Source organism: Ornithinibacter aureus (assembly GCF_009858245.1).
Classification (GTDB): domain Bacteria; phylum Actinomycetota; class Actinomycetes; order Actinomycetales; family Dermatophilaceae; genus Fodinibacter; species Fodinibacter aureus.
Window position 1 is genome coordinate 1,908,767 of the sequence record NZ_VMSB01000001.1, and the last position, 23,004, is coordinate 1,931,770.

Sequence of the window (23,004 nt, forward strand, 5' to 3'; positions counted from 1 at the left end):
GCGGGTCACCACGTCAGCGCTTGCCGCCGAGCAGCAACGACATCGCCTCGGCGCGGGTGGCCGGGTCGCGCAGCTGGCCGCGCACGGCGGAGGTGATGGTGCGCGACCCGGGCTTTTGCACACCACGCATCGACATGCACAGGTGCTCGGCCTCGATGACCACGATGACCCCCTGGGCGCCGAGGTGGGTGACGAGGGCGTCGGCCACCTGGGTGGTGATCTGCTCCTGCACCTGCGGGCGGCGGGCGAAGACCTCGACGAGGCGGCCGAGCTTGCTCAGCCCGGTGACCTTGCCATCCTCGGCCGGGATGTAGCCGATGTGCGCGACGCCGTGGAAGGGCAGCAGGTGGTGCTCACACGTGGAGTACATCGGGATGTCGCGCACGATGATGAGCTCTTCGTGGTCGATCGAGAAGGTCGTCGACAACACGTCGGCCGGGTCCTGGTCGAGGCCGGCGTAGAGCTCGCGGGCGGCGCGGGCCACCCGGCCCGGGGTCTCGCGCAGGCCCTCACGGTCGGGGTCCTCGCCGATGGCGAACAGCAGCTCGCGCACCGCGGCCTCGGCCCGGGCGAGGTCAACCCCGCGCGGGCCGACGCGGTTGTCGTCGCCGTTGTCGTCGCCGGTGTCGCCAGCGCCGACCTCAGCCGTCGACACGTCCACCGTCCGGGACCTGGATGATCTGGGTCGGCGGGGTGTCCTCGACCTGCGTCGGGGCGCCGGCGCGGGCCGCCGCGTCGATGTCGGCCTCGGTGCTCGGGTTGCCGGGGTTCACCGAGGCACCCGCGGGGGCACCGGAGCCGTTGCTGCGACCGTTGAGGGCAGCCTGCTCGGCCGGGGTCAGCACCGGCGGACGGTCCGAGAGCGTGCGGTGCTCGCTGGAGAGCCACAGCTCGCGCACCGGGCGCTTGCGCACGTCCTTGAAGATCTCGGCGAGCTCGGCCGCGTTGAGCGTCTCCTTCTCGAGCAGGTCGAGCACGAGGCGGTCGAGGATGTCGCGGTTGTCGTTGACGGCATGCCAGGCCTCGTCGTGCGCGTCGTCGACGAGCCTGCGGACCTCCTCGTCGACGACCGCGGCGACCTGCTCGGAGTAGTCACGCTGGTGGCCCATGTCGCGGCCGAGGAACACCTCGCCCTGGCTCTGGCCCAGCTTGATCGCACCGACCCGCTCGCTCATGCCGTACTCGGTGACCATCTTGCGGGCCATGCCCGTGGCCTTCTCGATGTCGTTCGCGGCGCCGGTCGTCGGGTCGTGGAAGATGATCTCCTCCGCGACACGGCCACCGAGGGCGTAGGCGAGCTGGTCGAGGATCTCGTTGCGGGTGGTGGAGTACTTGTCGTCGGTCGGCATCACCATCGTGTAGCCGAGAGCACGCCCGCGAGGCAGGATCGTCACCTTGGTGACCGGCGAGGTGTGGTTCATCGCCGCCGCCACCAGCGCGTGGCCACCCTCGTGGTAGGCCGTGATCTTGCGCTCCTTGGCCGACATGATGCGGGTGCGCTTCTGCGGTCCGGCGATGACGCGGTCGATGGCCTCGTCGAGCACCTCGTCGTCGATGAGCTTCTTGTCACCACGGGCCGTGAGCAGCGCGGCCTCGTTGAGCACGTTGGCCAGGTCGGCACCGGTGAAGCCGGGCGTGCGGCGGGCGACGGCGAGCAGGTCGACGCCGGAGGCCATCGGCTTGCCCTGTGAGTGGACCTCGAGGATACGGTGGCGACCGATCATGTCGGGGGCCTCGACGGCGATCTGCCGGTCGAAACGGCCCGGACGCAGCAGGGCCGGGTCGAGGATGTCGGGGCGGTTGGTCGCGGCGATGAGGATGACGTTGGTCTTCACGTCGAACCCGTCCATCTCGACGAGGAGCTGGTTCAGGGTCTGCTCGCGCTCGTCGTGCCCACCACCGAGGCCCGCGCCACGGTGGCGGCCCACGGCATCGATCTCGTCGACGAACACGATCGCCGGGGCGTTGGCCTTGGCCTGCTCGAACAGGTCACGAACACGGGAGGCACCGACACCGACGAACATCTCGACGAAGTCGGACCCGGAGATCGAGTAGAACGGCACCCCGGCCTCACCGGCCACCGCGCGGGCCAGCAGGGTCTTGCCCGTTCCGGGAGGACCGTAGAGAAGCACGCCCTTGGGGATCTTGGCGCCGACGGCGAGGAACTTGGCCGGCTCGGAGAGGAACTCCTTGATCTCGTGCAGCTCCTCGACGGCCTCGTCGGCACCCGCGACGTCGGCGAAGGTGACCTTGGGGGTGTCCTTGGTCGCGAGCTTGGCCTTGGACTTGCCGAACTGCATGACCCGCGAGCCACCGCCCTGCGCCTGGCTCATGAGGAACCAGAACAGACCGACGAGGAGCAGCACGGGGAAGAAGCTGATGAAGATCGTCCAGAACGCGCTGGTGCTCTCGACCTTGTCGTTGTACCCGTTCGGCAGGTTGGTGCGCAGGGCGTCCACGAGCTGCTCGGCGCGGGCGTCGACGAACTCGGCGCGCACCTTGGTGGCCCCGCTGATGTTGTTCGCCTCGTCGCTGAAGGTCTGGCCGTCGCGCAGGTCCAGGGTGAGGACGTTCTCCGTCGTCATCTGGGCCTTGTCGACCTTCTTGTCGGCGATGAGCTTCTCGGCCTGCGCCGTGGTGATGGTCGTGTAGCCGCCGTCACCGTCCAAGGAGAACACCGTCAGCATCACCACGACGACGGCCAGCACCCAGAACAACGGGGCCTTGAAGATGCGCTTGAAGTCCATGTGGGTGCGGAGCTCGCGCTCCGGTCCTCCTGCTCGTGGGTCTTTCGGCCGCCCAGCGCTCAGGCCGGGCAGGAACGGGTACACGCTAGCAACGCGCCCCGTTCCCCCCGTGTTCCGACCGCGGCGAGCAACGGCATCCGACATGGAGGCGCGGGCGTACCTGCGGTGACCTGTTGGTCGATTCCGGTACGGCGGGGGCGTACCTGCGGTGACCTATTGGTCGATTCCGGTACGGCGCGCGGTCAGCTGTAGACGTGCGGGGCGAGGGTCCCGACGCAGCGCAACCCCCGGTAGGCGTCGGCGAAGTCCAGTCCGTAGCCGACGACGAACTCGTTGGGGATGTCGAACCCGACCCACTTGACGTCGACGTCGACCTTGGCGGCCTCCGGCTTGCGCAGCAGGGTGCAGATCTCGACCGAGGCCGGGTTGCGCGACTCGAGGTTGGCCTTGATCCACGACAGCGTCAGACCGGAGTCGATGATGTCCTCGACGATCAGCACGTGGCGACCGGTGATGTCGGTGTCGAGGTCCTTGAGGATGCGCACCACCCCGCTGCTCTTGGTGCCGGACCCGTAGGAGGACACCGCCATCCAGTCCACCGGTGCCGTCATGGGCAGGGCACGCATGAGGTCTGCCATCACCATGACCGCTCCCTTGAGCACCCCGACGAGCAGCAGGTCCTTGCCGTCGTACTCGCGCGCGATCATCGCGGCCAGTTCGTCGAGCTTGGCGTGGATCTCCTCCTCGGTGATGAGGACCTTCTCGAGATCGGCTCCCATGTGGGCAGCGTCCACTGCAGCTCCTGGTGTGGTGGGGCGGGTGACGTCGTTGACCTACTCAACCAGAGCCGAGGGGGCGATGGACACCCGACTGCCGGATCGCCTCACCAGAAGAGCCCCCGGCGCGTGGATCGGACCCTGGCCGCGCCACGCCGTCAGCAGGGCATCACAGGCCTCGACGTGACGGGTCGAGACCTGGCTTGCTGGGGCGCCCGCGGCCGTCAGCAGGCGCCTCCACACCCTCGAGCGCACGGCGGCCGGGATGCCGTGCAGCGCCTCGACGGGCCACGGCCCCCCACCCAGCGCGCTCACGGCGGCGTCGGCTGCGGCATCGAGGTGGTCGGCATCAGTGCGAAGGTGGGATGCCGTTCGCGCCAGTGCCGCGGCGACCCCCGGCCCGAGGTCGCGTTCGAGATCGGCCACCGCCCGCCGAGCCCGCACGCGTGCGAAGGTGGGGTCCTCGTTCATCGGGTCGTCCCACCAGGTCAGGCCCTGCGCCGCGGCCGAGGCCCGGCACTGGTCACGGGTGATGCTCAGCAGGGGACGGCGGAAACGACCTCGCGCGGACGGCATCCCGGCCAGGGATCGGGCACCGGATCCACGAACCAGGCCCAGCAGCACCTGCTCGGCCTGGTCGTCCAGGGTGTGCCCGAGCAGCACGAGGGTGGCGCCGTGGCTGTGCGTGGCCTCCTCCAGGGCGCGGTAGCGGGCTGTCCGGGCGGCGGCCTCGACCCCGTCACCGTCGGTGGTGACCTCGACGCGGATCACCTCGACCGGGTCCAGGCCCAGGGCGTGCAGGGTCTGCGCCGCGCGGTCCGCGACGTGCGCCGAGTCAGGTTGCAGGCCGTGGTCGACCACCACCGCCCCCGCGCGCACCCCGGCCGGCGGCGCCTCGAACGCCGTCGCCGCAGCCAAGGCCAGGGAGTCCGCGCCACCGCTGCAGGCAACGAGCACGAGAGGAGGCGCCGCGGCATCCGCGTCGTGGTCACCTCGTGTCAGCCCATCCGCCGCGACCACGTTGTCGGCCTGCGGGGCTCGAGCCGGGGACTGCGGTGCCGGTGGTGGCGCAAGCTCGGCGAGGACGCGGCGGACGGCGACGCGAACGGCGGCCGTCGCGGCATCCGGCTTGCCCCACGCTCGAGTCACCACCCCATCCTCCACACCACCTCAGCGACATATTGCGATCCAGCCACCCTTTTCGGGAGGTTTCTGACCGCGCGACGGTGGCTGGATCGCAATAGGTCGCGGAAGGTCAGCCGTGGACGCGACGGACCCAGGCCTGCGGGTCCTGGATCTCACGGGCGAGCGGCAGCGTCTGCGGCGAGGCCCAGATCGCGTTGAACCCCTCGACCCCGACAGACGCCTGCACCCCGCGCACGAACACCGCCCCGTCGCGGTACTGGCGCAGCTTGGCCTCGAGACCGAGCAGGCGGCGCAGCATCCGGTCCGGGGCTCCGGCACCCTTGCGCTTCTCGCTGAACTTCGCCCGGATGTGCGCGACGGTCGGGATGTGCGCCGGGCCCACGTCGTCCATGACCACGTCGGCGTGCCCCTCGAGCAGGGACATGACGGCGGTGAGGTCGGCCATCTTCTCGCGCTGCTCGGGTGTGGTGAACAGCCCCGCGAGCCCGGTGCTGCCCTCGCGGAAGACCTCGGGCAGGCGCTGGGTCAGCAGCTCCGTCAGCTCACCGAGCCGCTCGGAGTCGGGTGCGAGGTCGACGGCCAGCTCCCGGGCCTGCGTGATGAGGTGCTCGCGCAGCCAGGGGTTGGCGGTGAACTGCACCCGGTGGGTCTCCTCGTGCATGCACACCCAGGCGCGGAAGTCCGCACGGTCGACCCCGAGGGTCGTGGCGACGTCGATGATGTTCGGGGCGACGAGCATGAGGGCGGGCGTGCCCCCGGGCGCGAGGTCGTACTGCCCCAGCACCTTGCTCGCCATGAACGCGAGCAGGGCCCCGGCTTCCGCGCCGGTGACCTTGGCCCCGACCGCGGCGACGGTCGCGTTGGGCGTGGCCGCTGCACCGTCGCCCCGCTTGGCGATGATCTCCTCGAAGGTCGGGTCGAGCATGGCGCTCATCGAGTCGGCGTTGACGGCGATCCACGTGGCGCGGTCGACGACGAGGGCGTCCGGCGCGTCGTCGGGGGTGCGCAGCCGGGCGGTCTCGGCGACCGGCTCACGCGCCGCAGCGGCGGCGGCCCGGATGGCCTCGACCTCGGCGATGGCTTCCTCACGGGTGACCGAGGGCCCGGCGGCCACCAGTTTCCGCCCGGTTGTCTTCGCGAACTCCCAGTCGACGTATCCCACGTGGGCCCAGCCTCTCCGTTGTGCCGCGTCAGCGGCAGCCGCACCTGGTCAGGGCGGCCACGATGCGGTCCAACGCGGCCCGAGCACGCAGCGTTCCCCCGAAGTCCTTCGGGAACTCGTCGACGAGCACGACGAACGTCAGCGGGCGGCCGTCTGCGGTGACCGTCGTCCCGGCGAGCGACGATCCCGCCTTCAGGGTGCCCGTCTTGGCACGCGGCACCCCCACGACGTCCTGCGTGGCGTCGGAGGAGAAGCGCCCGCGCATCGTGCCGGACACGCCGCTGACCGGCAGCCCGGCGATGACGTCGCGCAAGCCCGGAACCTGGTCAGGGTTGTCGGTCGCGACCAGCTGGAGCACGCCCGACAGCGTGGCCGCGCTCGCTGCCTGACCGGGGCTGAGCCCGCTGGCGTCCTTGAGCACGAGCCCCTCGGTCGGGATGCCGTGCGCCGTCAGCCGTTCGACGATGAACGCGGCGTTGTCACCGCCCCTGGTCGTTCGCAGACCCGCCGTGGCGGCGGCCTGGCGCACGAGGTTCTCGGTGAGGGCGTTCTCGCTGCGGTCCAGCGCGAGGTCGAGCACCTCGCCGTAGGTGGCCGAGCGCACGCTGCCCAGCTCGACGGCATCCTCGGATGCCGGGTCGCCCCAGGTCTTGTCGGGCGCCAGGGTGGCGCTCACCCCCTTGGCCTTGAGCGCTGCGACGAAGGCCTTCGCCACCTCCGTCTCGGGGCGGATCGGTGACGGGCGCCCCGCAGCGGGCAGCTGTGTCGCGAGCCCGGTCATGACGACGGCCTGGGTGAAGCCGTCGCGCACGTCATCGGGGTTCCACGCCGGCGGGTAGCGCGGCCCGGGCGCCCAGCTGAGGTCGAGGCGCAGGGTGACCTCCGTCGTACCGGTGGGCTTGAGCGCCGCGGCGACCTGGGACGCGAGGTCAGCCAGACCGGCGCGCCCGGCCACGGCATCCGGCGTGCCCTTGCCCGGCGCGAGGAGGGTGTCGCCGCCGGCGACGAGCACGAGGTCGCTCGACCCCGGGGTCGCGACCACGCGCGTCGTCATCGCCTCGCGCAGGTCGAGCGTGTCGGCGACGGCCAGCGCCGCGAGCAGCTTGGCCGTCGAGGCGGGCACCCGCGGCTGGTCGGCGTCGAGCGCGTAGAGCTCGTCCCCGGTGATGGCGTCGCGCACGCTGATGCCGACACCGCCGTCGAGGGCCGGGTCGTCCGAGGCACCACCGACAGCGTCGGCCAGGCCCTTCGCCGTGGGCAGCGGCGCCGTGGCGCCCTCGTCGGTGAGCATCGGGTCAACCGTGGCTGCCGGGACCGGGAGCAGCACCGGCGCCGGGGTGCCGGACACCGTCGGCGTGGGGATCGCCACCGGACGATCGAGGGTGAGGATGCCGGGTGCGACGTCCATGACGTCGGCCGCGACGTAGCCCGTGGTCGCGACGAGGACGGCGAGGGAGGCGAGCATGACTCGTCTCACGGCCACTCCCTTCGCCCTCGACCCCGCCAATGGGCCACACTGTGCAAAGAGCCTAGGTCAACCGCCTGTCACCCCCAGCACCCTCACGCAAGGAGAGCCCGTCGTGGAGTTCGACGTCACCATCGAGATCCCCAAGGGGCAGCGCAACAAGTACGAGGTCGACCACGAGTCCGGGCGCATCCGCCTGGACCGGATGCTGTTCACCGCGATGGCCTACCCCTCGGACTACGGCTACATCGAGGACTCCCTCGGTGAGGACGGCGACCCGCTCGATGCCCTGGTGCTGCTCGACGAGCCGACCTTCCCCGGCTGCCTCGTGCGCGCCCGCCCGATCGGCATGTTCCACATGCGTGACGAGGCCGGCGGTGACGACAAGATCCTGTGCATCCCGGCGGGCGACCCGCGCAAGTACCACATCCGGGAGATCGAGGACGTCAGCGAGTTCGACCGCCTCGAGATCCAGCACTTCTTCGAGACCTACAAGGACCTCGAGCCCGGCAAGTCGGTCGAGGGCGCCCACTGGGCGGGCCGCGAGGAGGCCGAGAACTGCATCCGTGAAGCCATCGCCCGCGCCAAGGATGCCGGCATCTCCACGGCCCGCTGGCGCATGCCGGAGCACGACGACCTCGTCTGGGACGGCGGCTCCTCGCAGCGCACCCCCGAGGAGATCTCGGCAGCGTCCGAGCGCGCTCGCAGCGGCCTGGCCACCAAGGAGAACCCGCTCAGCGACAACGACTGAGCACAGGCCCCGGTGGACGGGGCCGGCCGTGGACCACCCGCGCGGCTCGGGCTACCACCCTCGGGTGCCGGGCTCTCCCTTGAAGGGGCCGACCACCCGCGAGGTGATCCACCCTCCGTAGAACCCGCCGGCCTGGGGTTTCACGACCTCGCCGTCGACGAGGCAGCGATCCATCGCGCCCGGCATGAGGGCCACGTGGCCGACGAGCGCCGCGAAGCCGGGGCTGGGGTGGGGGTAGGCCCACGCGGCGCGCGGCGCGACGGCATCCCCACCCGCGCCCGCGGCGTCCCCACCGACGACGTCGAAGTACGAGGCGACGCCCTTGAACTCGCACCAGGTCGAGCCGGCCGTGTGACGCAGCGCCCCCGCCACGAACGCTCCCTCGGGCAGGTAGTAGGTCGGCGGGTGGCTCGTCTCGAGCACGCGCAGCGACGTGGTGGTGTCGGCGATGAGGACCCCGCCGAACCAGACCTGCACGTGCTCGGCGCTGGCCTCGACCCGGGGCGGCCGCGGGTAGTCCCACACGGATTCCTGCCCCGCAGCGACCGGGTGCGGGTGCGGGTGGCGGCGATTGCCTCGCTCTGACATGGCACCACGCTAATCCGGCTCGCCCTGCGACCCGTTCAGCCTTCGACACCGGGCACAGCGGGCGGATGCCGTGGGGTGCGGTCAGCGTCGGAAGCGGTAGCCCGCGCCCCGCACCGTCTCGATCCGGTCGCGACCGACCTTGGAGCGCAGCTGGGCGACGTAGACGTCGACGACGTTGGACCCCGGGGCGAAGTCGAAGCCCCACACGAGGTCGAGGAGCTGCTCTCGCGAGAGCACCTGGCCGGCGTGGCGCAGGAGGGTCTCGAGCAGCTGGAACTCGCGCTCGGTCAGGTCGTGGTCCACGCCCGCGACGGTCAGCCGCCGCTCGAGCAGGTCGAGCTCGACGTCGCCAGCGGTGAGCCGCGTGTCGTCGGCGCGCGTGGTGCCAGCGCCCGCCCGTCGGGACTCGGCGAGGCGCAGCGCCACCCTGGCCTCGAGCTCGGCGAAGTGGAACGGCTTCACGACGTAGTCGGTGGCACCGGTGGTGAGGCCGGCGACGGTGTCACGCACCCCTCCCCGGGCTGTCAGCACGATGACGGGGACGTCACTGCCACTGCCCCGCAGGTCGGCCAGCACCTCGAGCCCGTCACGGTCCGGCAGACCGAGGTCCAGCACGACGAGGTCGATGTCGCCGGCCAGCGCCAGATGCAGGCCCGTGGCGCCGTCGGCAGCGACCGAGGTCGTGTGCCCGGCAGCGCGCAGGCCGCGGTCGAGGAAGTCGGAGATGCGGGTCTCGTCCTCGACGATCAGGATGCGTGCCACCGGATCACCCTCTCACCGGCAGGTGCAGGCGAACCCGCGCCCCGGCATCCGTGTCGTCGATGACGACCTCACCGTGATGTGCCCGGGCGATGCCCGCGACGATCGCCAGGCCCAGCCCCGCGCCGTCGGCGCGTGACGTGCCGGCCCGCACGAAGCGTTCGAGCACCCGGGCCCGCTGCTCGGGGGCGATGCCCGGGCCGCTGTCGTGCACCCAGAGGTCGACCGAGTCCTCGCTGATGGCGCTGCCGATCCGGATGAGGTCGCCGGGCCCGGTGTGCGCCACGGCGTTCTCGGCGAGCTGGAGCATGGCCTGGAGAACGCGCTGCTCGTCGGCACTGAAGAACCCGGCACCGACCTCGTCGAGCTGCCAGTCGCGCTCGGCCAGCGAGCGCGCACGGGTCAGCACGCCGAGGGTGAGCTCGCTCAGCTCGACCGACCCGAGGACGACGAAGTCCGGGCCGTCCGAGCGCGCGAGGGTGAGCAGGTCCTCGACGAGGCGTCCCATCCGGTCGAGCTCGTCGAGGACCACGGCCATGGATGCCGCGCGCTCGGCTGGCACCTCGCTCAGCGTCTCGAGGTTGCCCCGCACGATGGTGATCGGCGTGCGCAGCTCGTGGCTCGCGTCGTCGAGGAACTGCCGCTGGTCGGCGAAGGCGTGCTCGAGCCGGTCGAGCATGCCGTTGAAGGTGCCCGCGAGCTGGGCGACCTCGTCGGTCCCGCGCACCTCGAGGCGCCGCGAGAGGTCGGAGGCGCCGATCTCCTCGGCTGCGCGACGCACGTCGTCCACGGGTCGCAGCACCCGACCCGCGGCCACCCACGCGAGGGCACTGGCGATGAGGAGCCCGACGGCCCCCGCACCGAGGAGCACGTACGTGACGACGTCGACCTCGCGTCGTTCGAGGTCGCGGAACACGCCCACCACCAGCGCCCCTCGAGTGGTCGAGCCCTCGACGAGCACCGGGACGACGCGGTAGGTGACCACCCCGCGCTCGGTCCGGACCTGACCGAGGCGGGTGTCCTGTGCGGCCGCGAAGGCGGCCACGGCATCCGGATCGAGGTCCAGACGAGCTGGCGGCTCCTGCGCGACGCGGCTGACCGGCACCCCGTCGACCAACCCGATGAGGGTCTCGTTCGCCTGGGGGATGCTGCGCTGGAGGTGCAGCTGGATGAGCCGTCGGGGGTCATCGAACGGCGACCGGGTCACGGGGTCGATTCCGGTCTGGGCCAGCGCCCGGAACTCGTCGACCTCCTGCGTCAGGGCGGCGTCGATGCGGTCGTCGACACGCGCCAAGAGGTACTGCCGGGTGATGACCAGGCTGACGAGCAGGGCCAGCGCGACCAGCGCCAGCTGGACGAGCAGCAGCCGGGCCCGGGCCGAGTCGCGAGGGCGCCAGGACCGCGCGGCTAACTCAGCCAACGGTGTACTCGAAGTCTTCGTCGACGGCCTCGCCGTCGTCATCGACGACACCCGCGTCGGTCGTCGGGTCGAACCGGCCGTCGCCGTCATCGGCGTACAGGAGGGCGACCAGCTCGCCGCTGGCCTGCACCGGCGTGGTCAGCCGGACCGTGGCGGTGCGCGTCGTGCCCGCCGTCACCGAGGCGCTGCCGAGCACCGCGCGGCTTCGGGGGTCGATGACGACGACGTGCCCGTCGGTGGTGGGCAGGCGCACCTGCTGGACGGCAACGGTGCTGCCGTCACCGCGCTGGTCGTCGACGTCCACCTCGGCAGCGGCATCTCGCACGACCGCCACGACCGGGGCGGCACCGCCCGGCGCCACGGTTGACGAAGGGCTCGGCGGCGTCGGGGTCGCCGGTGTGGTCGGTGTGGGGGTGTCGGATGCCGTGCCGCCGGGGTTCGCTGGCGAGCTGGACAGCACGATCGGGGCACCGACGACCTCCGGCTCGGGGTCGGCACCGCAGGCGCTGACCCCGAGCGCCACGGCGGCAACGAGGGCGAGCGATGCTGCTCGCCTGGCGGCTCCTCGGGTCGTGCGCATGGGTCCATCGTGCCTCGTCCGGGTGAGCCCAGCGTGAGGGTCACATGAAGGATCCTTCATGCTCGGCCCGCCACCAACTCTTGGAGCTGATGGTCCTGTGGGCCCTTGCTGGGCACCGACGCGCCCCCGCAGAACGCCGAAGGCCCCCTCGACAGGTGCCGGGAGGGCTTTCGGTACAACGGTGGAGCCGCCTATCGGAATCGAACCGATGACCTATTCATTACGAGTGAATCGCTCTGGCCGACTGAGCTAAGGCGGCAGGTGTCCGAGCTGGCTCAGGCACGCCGCACGAGTATACGAGTCGACCGCGATCGGCGCGAATCCCGCCCCTGCTCAGGGCGCGAGGGAGGACCAACCAGCCGGACGGCATCCCGCCTCGTCAGCAGGACAAGCCGTCCTTGGGCACGGTGCCCTTGAGGTAGTAGGCATCGACCGCCTTGTCGACACAGTCGTTCGAGCGCGTGTAGGCCGTGTGCCCGTCACCGTCGAAGGTGATGAGCGAGGCGTCGGCCAGCTGGTCGCGCAGCCGCACCGACCACTCGTACGGCGTGGCGGGGTCGCGGGTCGTGCCGATGACGACGATGGGCGCCGCCCCCTGTGCCGCAACGGTCTTCGGCCCACCGGTGGGCTCGATCGGCCAGAGGCCGCACGGCAGCGAGCTCCACATGAGGAACGGCCCCCACGTGGGCGCCTGCGCCACCGACTCCTCGGCAAGACGGGCGCGCTCGGCCACGTCGTTGGTCTCGGGCTTGTCGAGGCAGTTGACCGCGTAGATGACCTCCATGATGTTGCCGGCGTACTGGCCGCCCGGGTTGCGGTCCGCGTACTGGTTGGCGAGCTGCATGAGCGAGGTGCCGTCACCCTTGAGCGCCTCGGACATGGCGTCCACGAGGGTTCGCCACTGCCCCTGGTCGTACATGGCGGCGGCGATGCCCAGCGAGGCCCAGCCCTCGGTCAGCTGGGGCACGGCGTTGTCACCGGTGCGTGGCAGGGGGTTGACGTCCACCGCGCGCAGGAAGGCGCGCAGACCCTCCATGACCTCGTCGACGGAGTCGCCGAGCGGGCAGTCGCCCTCCTCGACGCAGTACGCCGCCCACTCGCGGGTGGCTCGTTCGAAGCCCTTGGCCTGACCCAGGTTGATCTCCTCAGCCGTGAGATCCGGCGCGACGACGCCGTCCAGCACCATCCGGCCGACCTGCGCCGGAAAGAGATCGGCGTAGATGGTGCCGAGGTAGGTGCCGTAGGACTTGCCGAGGTAGGTGAGCTTCTCCTCGCCGAGCGCCGCTCGCAGGATGTCCATGTCGCGGGCGGCGTCCTGCGTGGACACGTGCCCCAGCAGCGGCCCGGCAGTGGTGGCGCAGCTCTGACCCAGGCCCTCGGCGTTCCTGGCGAACGACTGTTCCTCGGCCGCGTCGTCCGGCGTGGGGTCCGACCCGAGGAAGGTGTCGAGGTCGGCGTCGGTGAGGCAGTCGATCGGAGCCGACCGGCCGACCCCGCGCGGGTCGAAGCCGACGACGTCGTAGGCGTCGCGCACTCCCTTGCCGACGATGAAGTCAGCCGCCCGCGCATAGTCCACCCCGGACCCACCGGGGCCACCCGGGTTGACGACGAGCGAGCCGATCCGCTTCGAGTCACGCGCTGCCGGGACCTTGATGACCGACACCTCGATGGTGTCGCCGTCCGGCTGCGCGTAGTCGAGCGGAACCGTCAGCGTGGCGCACTGCGCCCCCTCGCAGTCACTCCACGCAAGCTGCTGGGAGTAGAAGGAGGCCAGCCCTTCGGCACCCGGAGGTGGGGTCTGCGGCGCCACCGAGGTGCGCTCGTCGCCGGAGCCGCCGATCCCGGGGAGCGTGCACGCGGACGCCATCAGGGCGGCGACCGCGACACCGGCAAGGGCAGCAAAGCGTCGGCGTCTCATGGCTCGCACGATAAGCGAGCACGCTGCGCGGGGCGGAATCGAGCAGGTCACGATCCGGTCGCGGCTGCACATCGGGTGCCCCCACCGAGTCCGGCTGGAAGCGGGTCGGATGCCGCGCGGGTCGCCTCAGCGGGGCAGCCGCAGCTGCAGCGCCATCGCCTCGAGGGCCAGGAGCGGGTTGACGTTGGCGCCGATGCGCTCTCGGGCGGTGCCGATCGCGTCCATGGCGCGCAACAGTGCCTCGGCCTCGAAGACCTCGCTGACGCGCTGCACCACCTGGCGACTGTCCTCGTTGATGAGCGGCGTCCCGGCGCCGGTGCGCAGCACGAGCGCGTCGCGGTACACCGACAGCAGGTCGACCAGCGACCGGTCGATGACGTCGCGGGTGAAGCGAGTCGCCCGGGTCTTCTGCTCCTTCTCCAGCGACGACAGCTGCGAGCGGATGTGCGGCGGCTGGGTGCGCGCCGACGGATCGGCCCCGAGCACCTCCATCAGCCGGGCCCGCTCTGCGGCGTCCCGTTCGCTGGAGGCCGCGGCCGACTCCTCCGTCGCGATGGTGACGAGGTCACCGGCTGCCCCCACGGCATCCCCGACGCTCGAGATCTTCGCGGCGAGCGCGACGACGTCGTGACGACGGATGCGCGCGTGCTCGTCACGGGCGAGCCTGCGCGCCAGACCGACGTGCGACTGGGCGGCCCGCGCGGCATACAGCGCCATCGGCGGGTCGATGCCGTCACGCCGGGTGAGCAGATCGGCGACGGCCTCGACCGACGGGGTGCGCAGTCGCACGTGCCGCGAGCGTGAACGGATCGTGATGATGACGTCCTCGACGGAGGGAGCGCACAGCATCCACACCGTCCTGGGCGTGGGCTCCTCGAGGGCCTTGAGCAGTGCGTCGGCCGCACGCTCGGTGAGGCGGTCGGCATCCTCGACGATGATCACCCGGTAGCGCCCCACCGACGGGCTCCTGGCGGCGAGCTGGACGAGGTCGCGCGCCTGCTCGACCTTGATCGTCAACCCCTCGGTCGCGATCACGTCGACGTCGGCGTGGGTGGCCTCCAGCGCCGTGCGGCACTCGCGGCACGTGCCGCAGCCACCGTCCGGGCAGAGCAGGGCGGCCGCGAAGGCGCGAGCCGCCACCGAGCGACCCGACCCGGGTGGGCCGGTGAACAGCCAGGCGTGGGTCATCGCCGCGGGAATGCTCACCGCGTGCTCGAGCGTCGCGACGGCCACCTCCTGACCGATGACGTCACGCCAGACGCTCACGGCGCGGCACCGGGGTCCGCGGCCACGAGGCCCATCACCTCGAGTCGGGCGATCACCTGCTCGTGCAGGTGCTCGGGCGGCTGCGTGCCGTCGACGACGAGGTAGCGGTCCGGGTGCTCGGCCGCCATGGTGAGGAAGTGGTGGCGAATGGCCTCGTGGAAGGCGTCGGCCTCGGACTCGAGCCGATCGTGGGTTCCGCCCCGGCGGCGCCGGCCCTCGGCAGCGGTGATGTCGACGATGACCGTGAGGTCGGGCACGAGGCCGTGCACCGCCCACATCTGCAGGTCGTGCACCTCGGCAGCCCCGAGGTCGCGCCCGGCCCCCTGGTAGGCGACGGAGGAGTCCGTGTAGCGGTCGGTGAGCACGACCTCGCCGCGTTCCAGGGCAGGGCGGACCAGCTGGTCGACGTGGTGGGCCTTGTCCGCGGCGAAGAGCAGCGCCTCGGCCCGGGGTGAGACGTGGTCGCCGTGCAGGACGAGGTCACGGATCGCCGCGCCCAGTTCGGTGCCGCCGGGTTGGCGGGTGACCGTGACCGTGCACCCTCGGGCACGCAGGGCCTGCGCGAGCAGCCGCACCTGGGTCGACTTGCCCGCGCCGTCACCGCCCTCGAAGGCGATGAACAACCCGTCGTGTCCTGTCACGCAGGCGAGCCTAGGCCAGCGCCACGACACTGGCGTCCCACGGCATCCGCCCTTGCCTGCCCCCACCGGCACCCCATCCGGCGCCCCCACCAGTCGAGAGTATGCGAATCGCCGTCAGTGGAGTGCTCCCAGCGGCGATTCGCATACTCTCGACCAGGGCTGTGGGGGGTCAGAGCGCGTCGTGCCGGTCGGCGTTCGCGTGGATGGCGTCGTGCACGTACTGCGCAAGCCCGGGCGCGAGGTCCTCGTAGGTCTTCGTGAACCTCGGGTCGGCGACGTACATGTCGGCCAGGTTCCGGTGGAACGCGTGGTCGAGGTCGTAGAACCGCTGCGCGATGTGCACGCGGTGCGTCTCGGCGGCAGCCATCGCCTCGTCCGAATCGGGGGCGGCACCCGAGGTGAGGGCGGCCACGAACGCCGCGTTGACGGCATCCACCTCGACCTTGACCTGCTCCCAGTCGGCCGGGGTGTAGCGCTTGGTGCGAGCAGCGGACTGCTTCCACGCGTCGGTGTCGCCCCAGCGCTCCTCGGCCTCGGCCTGGTACTCGTCGGAGAATCCGTCGCCGAACAGGCCCTTGAGCTCCTCGGTCGTGGCGGGTCGGTCGTTCATCTCTGCCTCCAGTGCTGCGTCGATGGCCGTGACGAGCTCGGTGAGCTCGCCCAGCCGGGTCAGGACCGCCTCGCGCTGGCGTCGCAGGTGCTCGGATGCCGTCCCCTGCCCGTCGAGCAGGTCGCGCACCTCGGTGAGCGGCAGGCCGAGTCGGCGGTAGGTGACGACGGTCGCGAGCCGGGACAGGTCGGCATCCGTGTAGAGGCGGTACCCGGCGTGGGTGCGCGCACTCGGCACGACGAGACCCTGCGCGTCGTAGTGGTGCAGGGTGCGCACCGTGACGCCGAAGGTCTGCGCCACCTGTCCCACCGTGAGTTCCACGGATGCAGTGTGCTGGCTCGTTGCGGTCATGTCACCACCGTGACGCCTCACGTCGCGTGAGGGTCAAGCCGGATGCCGGATGCCGGATGCCGGATGCCGGATGCCGGATGCCGGGGCGCGGCGTCGCACCTCGCGCCTCGGGTTCGCACCACAAGATTCAGGTTCGCACCACTGATGAAGTGGTGTCATGGTGAAGCTTCTGGCACCGGGCGAGAAAGTTCGGCGGGGCGTCAGCCCTTCGGGGACTCGAACCAGTTCGCCAGGGCGGTGGCCAGGCCGATGTCCCCACGGGCCTTGATCTTGCCCATCATGAACATCATCGCCGGGTTGCCGGAGCCGGTGATGAGCTTGAGGAACTCGACCGGGCCGAGCATGAGCGAGAGGTCGGGGGCCTCGCTCGCGCCCGGCTCGATGCGGCAGGTGCCGTTCTCGACGACGACCGCGTAGGTGTCGCTGCTGTCCCCCGGGCCCCCCGTGATCCGGAAGTCGATGCGTGCCGAGCGGTCGCCGGCCTTGTCGGGGCGGAACTGCGCGGGGAAGTGGGCGAAGACCGCCTCGAGGATCTCCTGGCGGTGCTCACCGCCGAGGTCGGAGCGGATGTCGGCGTCGGACATGCTCGTGATGAGGGCGAACAGGCCGGCGGGCGACAGCGATGCGATGGTCTCGGGGTTCAGCGGCATGACAACTCCGGGGTCGTGCCCCGGTCATGGACGGCCCGGGCTGTCCCCAGAACCTACTGTCGAGTAACCCTCGGGGGCAAGGGCGCCACGCGCCGTCGCCGGGGCGCAGAGTCGCTCCACGAGGTCGGCACCCTCGCGCCCCGCGTCGTGGCTGCGCATCTCGGCCCCGATTCGCTGCGCGGCGGCTCGGTACGCCGGATCGTGGAGCACGCGCCGCACGGCCGCACGCAGCCGACGCGGCGACGGGCTCGCCGCGCGCATCCGCACCCCGACTCCGCTCCACCGGATCCGGGCACCGATCTCGGCCTTCTCCTCGCTCGACCCGACCTGGACCAGGGGCACCCCGTGGTGCAGCGCCGTCGTGACCCCGGTGTAACCGCCGTTCGCCACGCAGACGTCGACGTGCGGAAGGAGCAGGTCGTAGGGGATGAACTCACACACCCGGGCGTTCTCAGGCAACGGCATCCCGAGGTCGGCGACCAGTTCGGGTTCGGGGACACGGCCCGTGGTGACGACGACGAGCACATCCTCGTCGGCCAGGGCCCGCAGCGCCGGCACGATCAGCTCCCGCATGTCGGGCCGGATGCTGCCCTGGGTCACGTGGACCACCGGGCGGCTCGACGCCAGGAGCTCGTCCCACCACGCCGGGGGCGACCAGTTCGCCGGCGGGTCCGGTCGCAGCGCACCGATCCAGCGAACGGATGCCGGCATGGTCGGGGTCGGGTACTCGAACGACGGCGTGCACCCCTGCAGGTGCAGCAGTGGGGACATCGACACCTCGAGAACGCTGCGGTCATCAGGTGCCAGCCCCAGGTCGGCACGTACCTCGTCGTGGTCGGCCTGTGCCTGCGCGAGGATCCACCGTCGGGTGGCCGTGCGCACGGCGTGGTTCCGCAGCCGGGACAGCGGAGCGGACAGCGGGCCGGACATGGGCTGCAACCCCGGCCCGAATGCCGGGGTCGGCCCGTGGGCGTGCGCGATCGGCCCGTCCCCGATGGTCGCGTACGGCACCCCGTGCACCTCGGCCAGCAGGCTCACCCCGTAGGAGAGCCCGTCGCAGAGGATCACGTCGACCGGCTGCTCGGCCAGCAGGGCGGACAGGTCAGCGACGCGGTGGCGGGCCCCACCGACGAACACGTCCGCATAGGCCCGACCGATGGCCCGGGGCCCGCGCAACCCGGCGAGCTGGGGAAACTCCGCGAGGAGCCGTTCCCCGTCGAAGTCCCGGGTGAGCCCGTAGGGCACCGGTGTCGCGCCGACTGCCTCGATGTCGTCATGGAAGTGTCGGCTGGCGAACCACACCACCTCGTGCCCACGCTCGACGAGCCGCGCCACGATGGGCAGGGCATTACGGGTGTGGGCCGGTACGGGGACCGTCGCGACGAGGACACGAGCCACCGCGCGTCACTCCTTCGTGGCGGTCGACTTTCGCGTCGCCGCCGACTTCGTCGCGGTCTTGGTCGCAGTCTTCTTGACCGCGGTCTTCTTCGCCGCGGCCTTGCGGGTCGTGGCCTTCTTCGCCGGTGCCTTCTTCGCGGTGCGCTTGACCGGCCCGCGGGCCCGCTTGTCGGCGAGCAGCTCGTACCCGCGCTCGGGCGAGATCCGCTCGGGGTCGTCGTCCTTGCGCAGGGTCGCGTTCGTCTCGCCGTCGGTGACGTACGGGCCGAACCGCCCGTCCTTGACGACGACCGGCCGCCCCGACACGGGGTCGTTGCCGAGCTCGGCCAGCGGCGGCTTCGCCGCGGCCCGACCGCGCTGCTTGGGCTGCGCGTAGATCGCGAGCGCCTGCTCGAGGGTGATGTCGAACAGCTGCTGCTCGGTCTCGAGCGAGCGGGAGTCGGTGCCCTTCTTCAGGTACGGCCCGTAACGCCCGTTCTGCGCGGTGATCTCCTCGCCCGACTCGGGGTCGGCGCCGACGACGCGCGGCAGCGAAAGCAGCTTCAGGGCGGTGTCGAGGTCGATCGTCGCGAGGTCCATGTCCTTGAACAGGGATGCCGTGCGCGGCTTGGGCTTGACCGCCTTGCCGCGCCCCTTGGTCGCCCCCGGAGCCGGCGCCTCGTTCACCTCCGGCAGCACCTCGGTCACGTAGGGGCCGTAGCGCCCCGCCTTCGCGACGATGTCGCGCCCCGTGGCCGGGTCCTGGCCGAGCACCCGGCCGTCGTCGGCCGCGGTGGCGAGCAGCTCGCGCGCCATGGCGGGCGTCAGCTCGTCGGGGGCGATGTCGTCACCGATCGTGGCCCGGCGGGGCGCCACCGGAGCGCCGTCCTCCCCGAGCGCCGCGGCGTCGGTGACCTCGCCGGTCTTGGGATCCACTCCGGCGGGCACGACCTCCTCGACGTACGGGCCGTAGCGGCCGACCCGCACGACGATCCCGTCGCCAATGTCGATGGTGGAGATGGCCCGGGCGTCGATGTCGCCGAGGTCCTCGACGAGGTCCCGCAGACCCTGCGAGGACTTCGCCTCGTCGCCGAAGTAGAACCGGCGCAACCACTCGGCCCGGCGGGCGTCGCCGCGGGCGATGGCGTCGAGGTCCTCCTCCATGGAGGCGGTGAAGCCGTAGTCGACCAGCCGGGGGAAGTGCTCCTCCATGAGCCGGGTCACCGCGAACGCGAGCCAGCTCGGGATGAGCGCCGACCCGCGGTTGGACACGTACCCGCGGTCCTGGATGGTGCCGATCGTCGAGGCGTAGGTCGAGGGGCGGCCGATGCCGCGCTCCTCCATGGCCTTGACGAGGGTGGCCTCGGTGTAGCGCGGCGGGGGCGAGGTCTCGTGACCCAGCGCCTCGGCCCGCACCGTGCGCAGCGCGGCACCTTCGCCGAGCCGGGGCAGGCGGCGCTCCTCCTGCGCCTCCTCCTTGCGCTTGGGAGCCTGCTTCTCGTCACGACCCTCCTCGTAGGCGGCGAGGAAGCCCCGGAAGGTGATGACGGTGCCGGATGCCGACAGCTCGACGGACGCTACCGGCGCGCCGTCGGGCAGGGTCGCCCCCAACCGCAGGGATGCCGTGGAGCCGCGCGCGTCGGCCATCTGCGACGCGACCGTGCGCTTCCAGATCAGCTCGTAGAGGGCGAACTCCTCGCCGCGCAGCTCACCCCTGACCTGGGCCGGGGTGCGGAACCTGTCACCCGCGGGGCGGATGGCTTCGTGGGCCTCCTGGGCGTTCTTGACCTTCTTCTCGTAGCGACGCGGCGAGTCCGGCACGTACTCGGCGCCGTAGAGCTCACGGGCCTGCTGGCGCGCCGCCGACAACGCGGCATCCGAGAGCGAGGTGCTGTCGGTTCGCATGTACGTGATGTAGCCGTTCTCGTACAACCGCTGGGCAACGCGCATGGCATTGCGGCTGTTCAGACGCAGCTTGCGCGAGGCCTCCTGCTGGAGGGTGCTCGTCGTGAACGGGGCGCTCGGGCGGCGCGTGTACGGCTTCTCGGAGACCTCGGTGACGACGACCTCGGATGCCGGCAGCGCGTCGGCGATGCCGCGGGCCGTGGCCTCGTCGACCTGGACGGCCTTGGCGTTGGCCAGGGTGCCGTCGTCGGCGAAGTCGCGCCCGGTGGCGACCCGGTTGCCGTCGACACCGGTGAGGCGTGCGGTGAACAGGTTGGCCTCGGTGTCGGGGGTGACGTCGGCCTCGACGTCCCAGTAGCTCGCGGAGCGGAAGGCCATACGCTCGCGCTCACGCTCGACCACGAGGCGGGTCGCGACCGACTGCACGCGGCCGGCGGACAAACCGGCCTTGACCTTGCGCCACAGGACGGGGCTGACCTCGTAGCCGTAGAGGCGGTCGAGGATGCGGCGTGTCTCCTGGGCGTCGACGAGGTGGGTGTCGACGTCGCGGGTGGAGTTGGCGGCGCGCTGGATGGCCTCCTTGGTGATCTCGTGGAAGACCATGCGCTTGACCGGAACGGTGGGCTGGAGCGTCTCGAGCAGGTGCCACGCGATGGCCTCGCCCTCGCGGTCCTCATCAGTGGCCAGGTAGAGCTCGTCGGCGCCCTTGAGCAGCGCCTTCAGTTCGCGGACCTTCTTCCTCTTGTCGGCGTCGACGACGTAGAAGGGCTCGAAGTCGGCGTCGATGTTGACGCCGAAGCGGCCGAACGGGCCCTTCTTCATCTCGGCGGGCATCTCGCTGGGGGTCGGGATGTCGCGGATGTGGCCGACCGAGGCCTCGACGTCCCAGTCGGGGCCGAGGTACCCCGCGATCGTGCGGGCCTTTGCCGGGGACTCGACGATGACGAGCTTGCGTCCTGCCAAGGGGTTCACCTGTTCCGTTTCCGTTTCCCCACGTGCAGCGGATTCGTCGCTGCTCCGACGTGGGAACGCCCTGACCGTAGCGCCCCGCCCCGGGAGACGCACACACGGCCCCTCCTGCGCGGGGTCAGGCGATCTCCTTGGTGAGCACCCGCCACGTGCCGACCGCGAACGGCAGCCCCAGCCACAGCAGGGAGGCCGTGCCCAGGTGCGCCCACTCCGCGCCGCCCATCGAGCCCGCCATCAGCGGTTCACTGGCGACGAGCAGGTCGACCCAGGCGGTGACCCGCTCGAGGGAGCCGACGATCGTCGTCACCACGGTGAACACCATCGGCAGCAGCAAGGAGGTGACGATCGCTGCCGGGGTGTTGAGGAAGAGCAGACCGAACGCAAGCCCTTGGACGAGGTAGATCGTCAGCAGGAGCAAGAGCTTTGCGACGACCGCGGGCTCGGACGACCAGTCGGCAGGGCCGTCGCGCACGGTGGTCGACGCGAGGTAGAACAGCGCACTCGCGAGGATCGTCAGGACGAGGACCGTCAGGGAGAGGCCCACGACGGCCAGCAGCTTGGCCACGACGACCCGCCCGCGTCGCGGCTCCAGGGTGAAGGTCACGAGCGCCGTCCGCTGGCTCCACTCGGTCGTGGCCGTGAGGATGCCGAGAATCGGCAGGAGCAGGCTGAGCGGCATGGTCACCACGCTGAGCAGCCCCATGAACCCGAGGCCGTCGGACTCCCCCCAGATGAGCATGACCGCCAGGGTGAGCGCCGTCAGCAGGGCAGTGATCCCCAGCAGCCACGCTCCCGAGCGGGTGTCGACGATCTTGCGTCGCTCCACCTCGAGGAGCCGACGGAAGGGGATGCCGGGGCTCCCCTCGAGAGGTGCGTGAACGGCATCCGGTGTGGTGGGTGCGGAAGCGGGGGTCATCGTGGTGGTCATGCCGCCACCTCCCGGGCGTCGTCGGCGGTGAGTCTGAGGAAGAGGTCTTCGAGGCCCTGGGCCCCGTGCGGGCGAAGGTCGGTGACGACGATCCCCGCGGCGAGGGCGATGCGGGCGACGTCGACCGGTTCGGCCTCGACGACGACGCCGGATGCCGTGGCCGCCGCGGCGTGACCGGCGGCTTCCAGCGCGGCGACGAGTGCGGCATCGTCCAGCGAGCGGGCGATGGCGCCGAGGCCGTCGACCAGCTCGGCCACCGGTCCCTGCGCGACGATCCGGCCGCGCCCGATGACGACGATGTCGTCGGCGACGGCCTGCACCTCGGCGAGCAGGTGCGAGGAGAGCAGCACCGCTCCGCCACGGTCGGCGAAGTCGCGCAGGAGGCCGCGCATCCAGTGGATGCCCTGGGGGTCCAGGCCGTTGGCCGGCTCGTCGAGCACGAGCACCCGTGGTTCCCCGAGGAAGGCCCCGGCCAACCCGAGTCGCTGGCGCATGCCGAGGGAGTAGGTGCGCACGCGGCGCCCGGCCTCGTCGTCGGTGAGCCCGACGAGGCGCAGCACCTCGTCGACGCGGGTGCGCGGGACGCCGATGGCGATCGAGGCCAGGGTCAGCGCCTCGCGACCGGTGCGGCCGGGGTGCTGCGCCGAGGCGTCGAGCATGACGCCGACGTGGGCGCCGGCGTTGGGCAGGTCGCGGTAGGCGCGGCCCAGCACGGTGGCGTGTCCGCTGGTGGGTGGGGTCAGCCCGGTCAGCATCCGCATGACCGTTGACTTGCCGGCGCCGTTGGGGCCGAGGAAGCCGGTGACCGTCCCGGGCCGCACGGTGAAGGTGGCGCCGTCGACAGCGGTGACGCTGCCGTAGCGCTTGGTGAGATTCTCGACTCTGATCATGGGAACCAGCCTGCAAGCGAGGGTGCGGGGCGCACATCGGCCAGCGGACGGCATCCACCCCCGACCTTGGTCTATGTCTCGGCGCTGCCGGGGCGACCTTTAGCC

General features: G+C 71.4%; 21 protein-coding genes and 1 tRNA gene. 1 reads left to right on the forward strand and 21 read right to left on the reverse strand.

What is annotated here, in order from left to right; translation table 11 throughout:
• Positions 1–13: 13 nt before the first annotated feature.
• The 6 genes from folE to C8E84_RS09090 form a co-directional block, all read right to left on the reverse strand.
• A complete protein-coding gene (gene folE, locus C8E84_RS09065) occupies positions 14–655 on the reverse strand; it encodes a GTP cyclohydrolase I FolE (protein ID WP_159901424.1) in 642 nt (213 codons plus the stop codon).
• Complete coding sequence (ftsH, locus tag C8E84_RS09070) at positions 642–2,747, reverse strand: ATP-dependent zinc metalloprotease FtsH (protein WP_159901426.1); 2,106 nt, start codon at positions 2,745–2,747, stop codon at positions 642–644. The genes folE and ftsH overlap by 14 nt, the downstream gene beginning before the upstream one ends.
• A gap of 242 nt (positions 2,748–2,989) precedes the next feature.
• Entirely contained in the window at positions 2,990–3,541 is a 552-nt protein-coding gene (hpt, locus tag C8E84_RS09075; protein WP_170296274.1) for a hypoxanthine phosphoribosyltransferase, read from the reverse strand.
• Positions 3,542–3,580: 39 nt separating this feature from the next.
• Complete coding sequence (tilS, locus tag C8E84_RS09080) at positions 3,581–4,672, reverse strand: tRNA lysidine(34) synthetase TilS (protein ID WP_159901430.1); 1,092 nt, start codon at positions 4,670–4,672, stop codon at positions 3,581–3,583.
• Between the two features lie 106 nt (positions 4,673–4,778).
• On the reverse strand, positions 4,779–5,831 hold the full coding sequence (locus C8E84_RS09085) for a zinc-dependent metalloprotease (protein WP_159901432.1): 1,053 nt from the start codon (positions 5,829–5,831) through the stop codon (positions 4,779–4,781).
• 28 nt (positions 5,832–5,859) lie between these two features.
• Positions 5,860–7,308 carry a D-alanyl-D-alanine carboxypeptidase gene (locus C8E84_RS09090; RefSeq protein WP_159901434.1) on the reverse strand — a complete coding sequence of 483 codons (1,449 nt, stop codon included), beginning with the start codon at positions 7,306–7,308 and terminating at the stop codon, positions 5,860–5,862.
• Between the two features lie 103 nt (positions 7,309–7,411).
• Between C8E84_RS09090 and C8E84_RS09095 the strand changes: the two genes are divergently transcribed.
• On the forward strand, positions 7,412–8,047 hold the full coding sequence (locus C8E84_RS09095; RefSeq protein ID WP_159901436.1) for an inorganic diphosphatase: 636 nt from the start codon (positions 7,412–7,414) through the stop codon (positions 8,045–8,047).
• Positions 8,048–8,098: 51 nt separating this feature from the next.
• On the opposite strand, the gene C8E84_RS09100 is transcribed toward C8E84_RS09095, so the two are convergent.
• The 15 genes from C8E84_RS09100 to C8E84_RS09165 all read right to left on the reverse strand — a co-directional run bounded on the left by C8E84_RS09100 (position 8,099) and on the right by C8E84_RS09165 (position 22,899).
• A complete protein-coding gene (locus C8E84_RS09100; protein WP_159901438.1) occupies positions 8,099–8,635 on the reverse strand; it encodes a DUF427 domain-containing protein in 537 nt (178 codons plus the stop codon).
• 81 nt (positions 8,636–8,716) lie between these two features.
• Positions 8,717–9,397 (reverse strand): response regulator transcription factor, encoded by a 681-nt coding sequence (locus tag C8E84_RS09105; RefSeq protein ID WP_159901440.1) that lies wholly within the window; start codon positions 9,395–9,397, stop codon positions 8,717–8,719.
• A gap of 4 nt (positions 9,398–9,401) precedes the next feature.
• Positions 9,402–10,814 (reverse strand): sensor histidine kinase, encoded by a 1,413-nt coding sequence (locus C8E84_RS09110; protein ID WP_159901442.1) that lies wholly within the window; start codon positions 10,812–10,814, stop codon positions 9,402–9,404.
• Positions 10,807–11,394 carry a DUF7282 domain-containing protein gene (locus C8E84_RS09115; protein WP_159901444.1) on the reverse strand — a complete coding sequence of 196 codons (588 nt, stop codon included), beginning with the start codon at positions 11,392–11,394 and terminating at the stop codon, positions 10,807–10,809. Before C8E84_RS09115 ends, C8E84_RS09110 begins: the two co-directional genes overlap by 8 nt.
• A 182-nt stretch (positions 11,395–11,576) precedes the next feature.
• A tRNA-Thr gene (locus C8E84_RS09120) sits at positions 11,577–11,653 on the reverse strand.
• Between the two features lie 120 nt (positions 11,654–11,773).
• On the reverse strand, positions 11,774–13,312 hold the full coding sequence (locus C8E84_RS09125; RefSeq protein ID WP_159901446.1) for an alpha/beta hydrolase: 1,539 nt from the start codon (positions 13,310–13,312) through the stop codon (positions 11,774–11,776).
• A gap of 126 nt (positions 13,313–13,438) precedes the next feature.
• Positions 13,439–14,578, reverse strand: a complete 1,140-nt coding sequence (locus tag C8E84_RS09130) for a DNA polymerase III subunit delta' (protein WP_159901448.1) — start codon at positions 14,576–14,578, stop codon at positions 13,439–13,441.
• The gene (tmk, locus tag C8E84_RS09135; RefSeq protein WP_159901450.1) at positions 14,575–15,219 is read right to left on the reverse strand and encodes a dTMP kinase; all 645 of its coding nucleotides are present in this window, start codon (positions 15,217–15,219) and stop codon (positions 14,575–14,577) included. The genes C8E84_RS09130 and tmk overlap by 4 nt, the downstream gene beginning before the upstream one ends.
• A 169-nt stretch (positions 15,220–15,388) precedes the next feature.
• Positions 15,389–16,180 carry a MerR family transcriptional regulator gene (locus tag C8E84_RS09140; RefSeq protein ID WP_159901452.1) on the reverse strand — a complete coding sequence of 264 codons (792 nt, stop codon included), beginning with the start codon at positions 16,178–16,180 and terminating at the stop codon, positions 15,389–15,391.
• Positions 16,181–16,213: 33 nt separating this feature from the next.
• Positions 16,214–16,339, reverse strand: a complete 126-nt coding sequence (locus tag C8E84_RS18380) for a hypothetical protein (RefSeq protein WP_281348929.1) — start codon at positions 16,337–16,339, stop codon at positions 16,214–16,216.
• A 41-nt stretch (positions 16,340–16,380) separates the two neighbouring features.
• Positions 16,381–16,830: an SCP2 sterol-binding domain-containing protein gene (locus C8E84_RS09145; protein ID WP_159901454.1), complete on the reverse strand. Its 450-nt coding sequence runs from the start codon at positions 16,828–16,830 to the stop codon at positions 16,381–16,383.
• A gap of 24 nt (positions 16,831–16,854) precedes the next feature.
• Entirely contained in the window at positions 16,855–18,228 is a 1,374-nt protein-coding gene (locus tag C8E84_RS09150; RefSeq protein ID WP_159901456.1) for a glycosyltransferase, read from the reverse strand.
• Positions 18,229–18,234: 6 nt separating this feature from the next.
• Positions 18,235–21,084, reverse strand: a complete 2,850-nt coding sequence (gene topA, locus C8E84_RS09155; protein WP_159901458.1) for a type I DNA topoisomerase — start codon at positions 21,082–21,084, stop codon at positions 18,235–18,237.
• A gap of 115 nt (positions 21,085–21,199) precedes the next feature.
• Positions 21,200–22,009, reverse strand: coding sequence for an ABC transporter permease (locus C8E84_RS09160; protein WP_159901460.1), 810 nt, complete (start codon positions 22,007–22,009; stop codon positions 21,200–21,202).
• Positions 22,006–22,899, reverse strand: coding sequence for an ABC transporter ATP-binding protein (locus tag C8E84_RS09165; RefSeq protein WP_211675456.1), 894 nt, complete (start codon positions 22,897–22,899; stop codon positions 22,006–22,008). Before C8E84_RS09165 ends, C8E84_RS09160 begins: the two co-directional genes overlap by 4 nt.
• Positions 22,900–23,004: the final 105 nt, after the last annotated feature.

Excerpts from the sequence above, each read along its gene's own strand:
- ftsH (WP_159901426.1), bottom strand. The coding sequence starts at position 2,747 with ATGGACTTCAAGCGCATCTTCAAGGCCCCGTTGTTCTGGGTGCTGGCC.
- C8E84_RS09100 (WP_159901438.1), bottom strand. The coding sequence starts at position 8,635 with ATGTCAGAGCGAGGCAATCGCCGCCACCCGCACCCGCACCCGGTCGCT.
- C8E84_RS09115 (WP_159901444.1), bottom strand. The coding sequence starts at position 11,394 with ATGCGCACGACCCGAGGAGCCGCCAGGCGAGCAGCATCGCTCGCCCTC.
- C8E84_RS09125 (WP_159901446.1), bottom strand. The coding sequence starts at position 13,312 with ATGAGACGCCGACGCTTTGCTGCCCTTGCCGGTGTCGCGGTCGCCGCC.
- C8E84_RS09140 (WP_159901452.1), bottom strand. The coding sequence starts at position 16,180 with ATGACCGCAACGAGCCAGCACACTGCATCCGTGGAACTCACGGTGGGA.
- C8E84_RS18380 (WP_281348929.1), bottom strand. The coding sequence starts at position 16,339 with ATGACACCACTTCATCAGTGGTGCGAACCTGAATCTTGTGGTGCGAAC.
- C8E84_RS09145 (WP_159901454.1), bottom strand. The coding sequence starts at position 16,830 with ATGCCGCTGAACCCCGAGACCATCGCATCGCTGTCGCCCGCCGGCCTG.
- C8E84_RS09160 (WP_159901460.1), bottom strand. The coding sequence starts at position 22,009 with ATGACCACCACGATGACCCCCGCTTCCGCACCCACCACACCGGATGCC.
- C8E84_RS09165 (WP_211675456.1), bottom strand. The coding sequence starts at position 22,899 with ATGATCAGAGTCGAGAATCTCACCAAGCGCTACGGCAGCGTCACCGCT.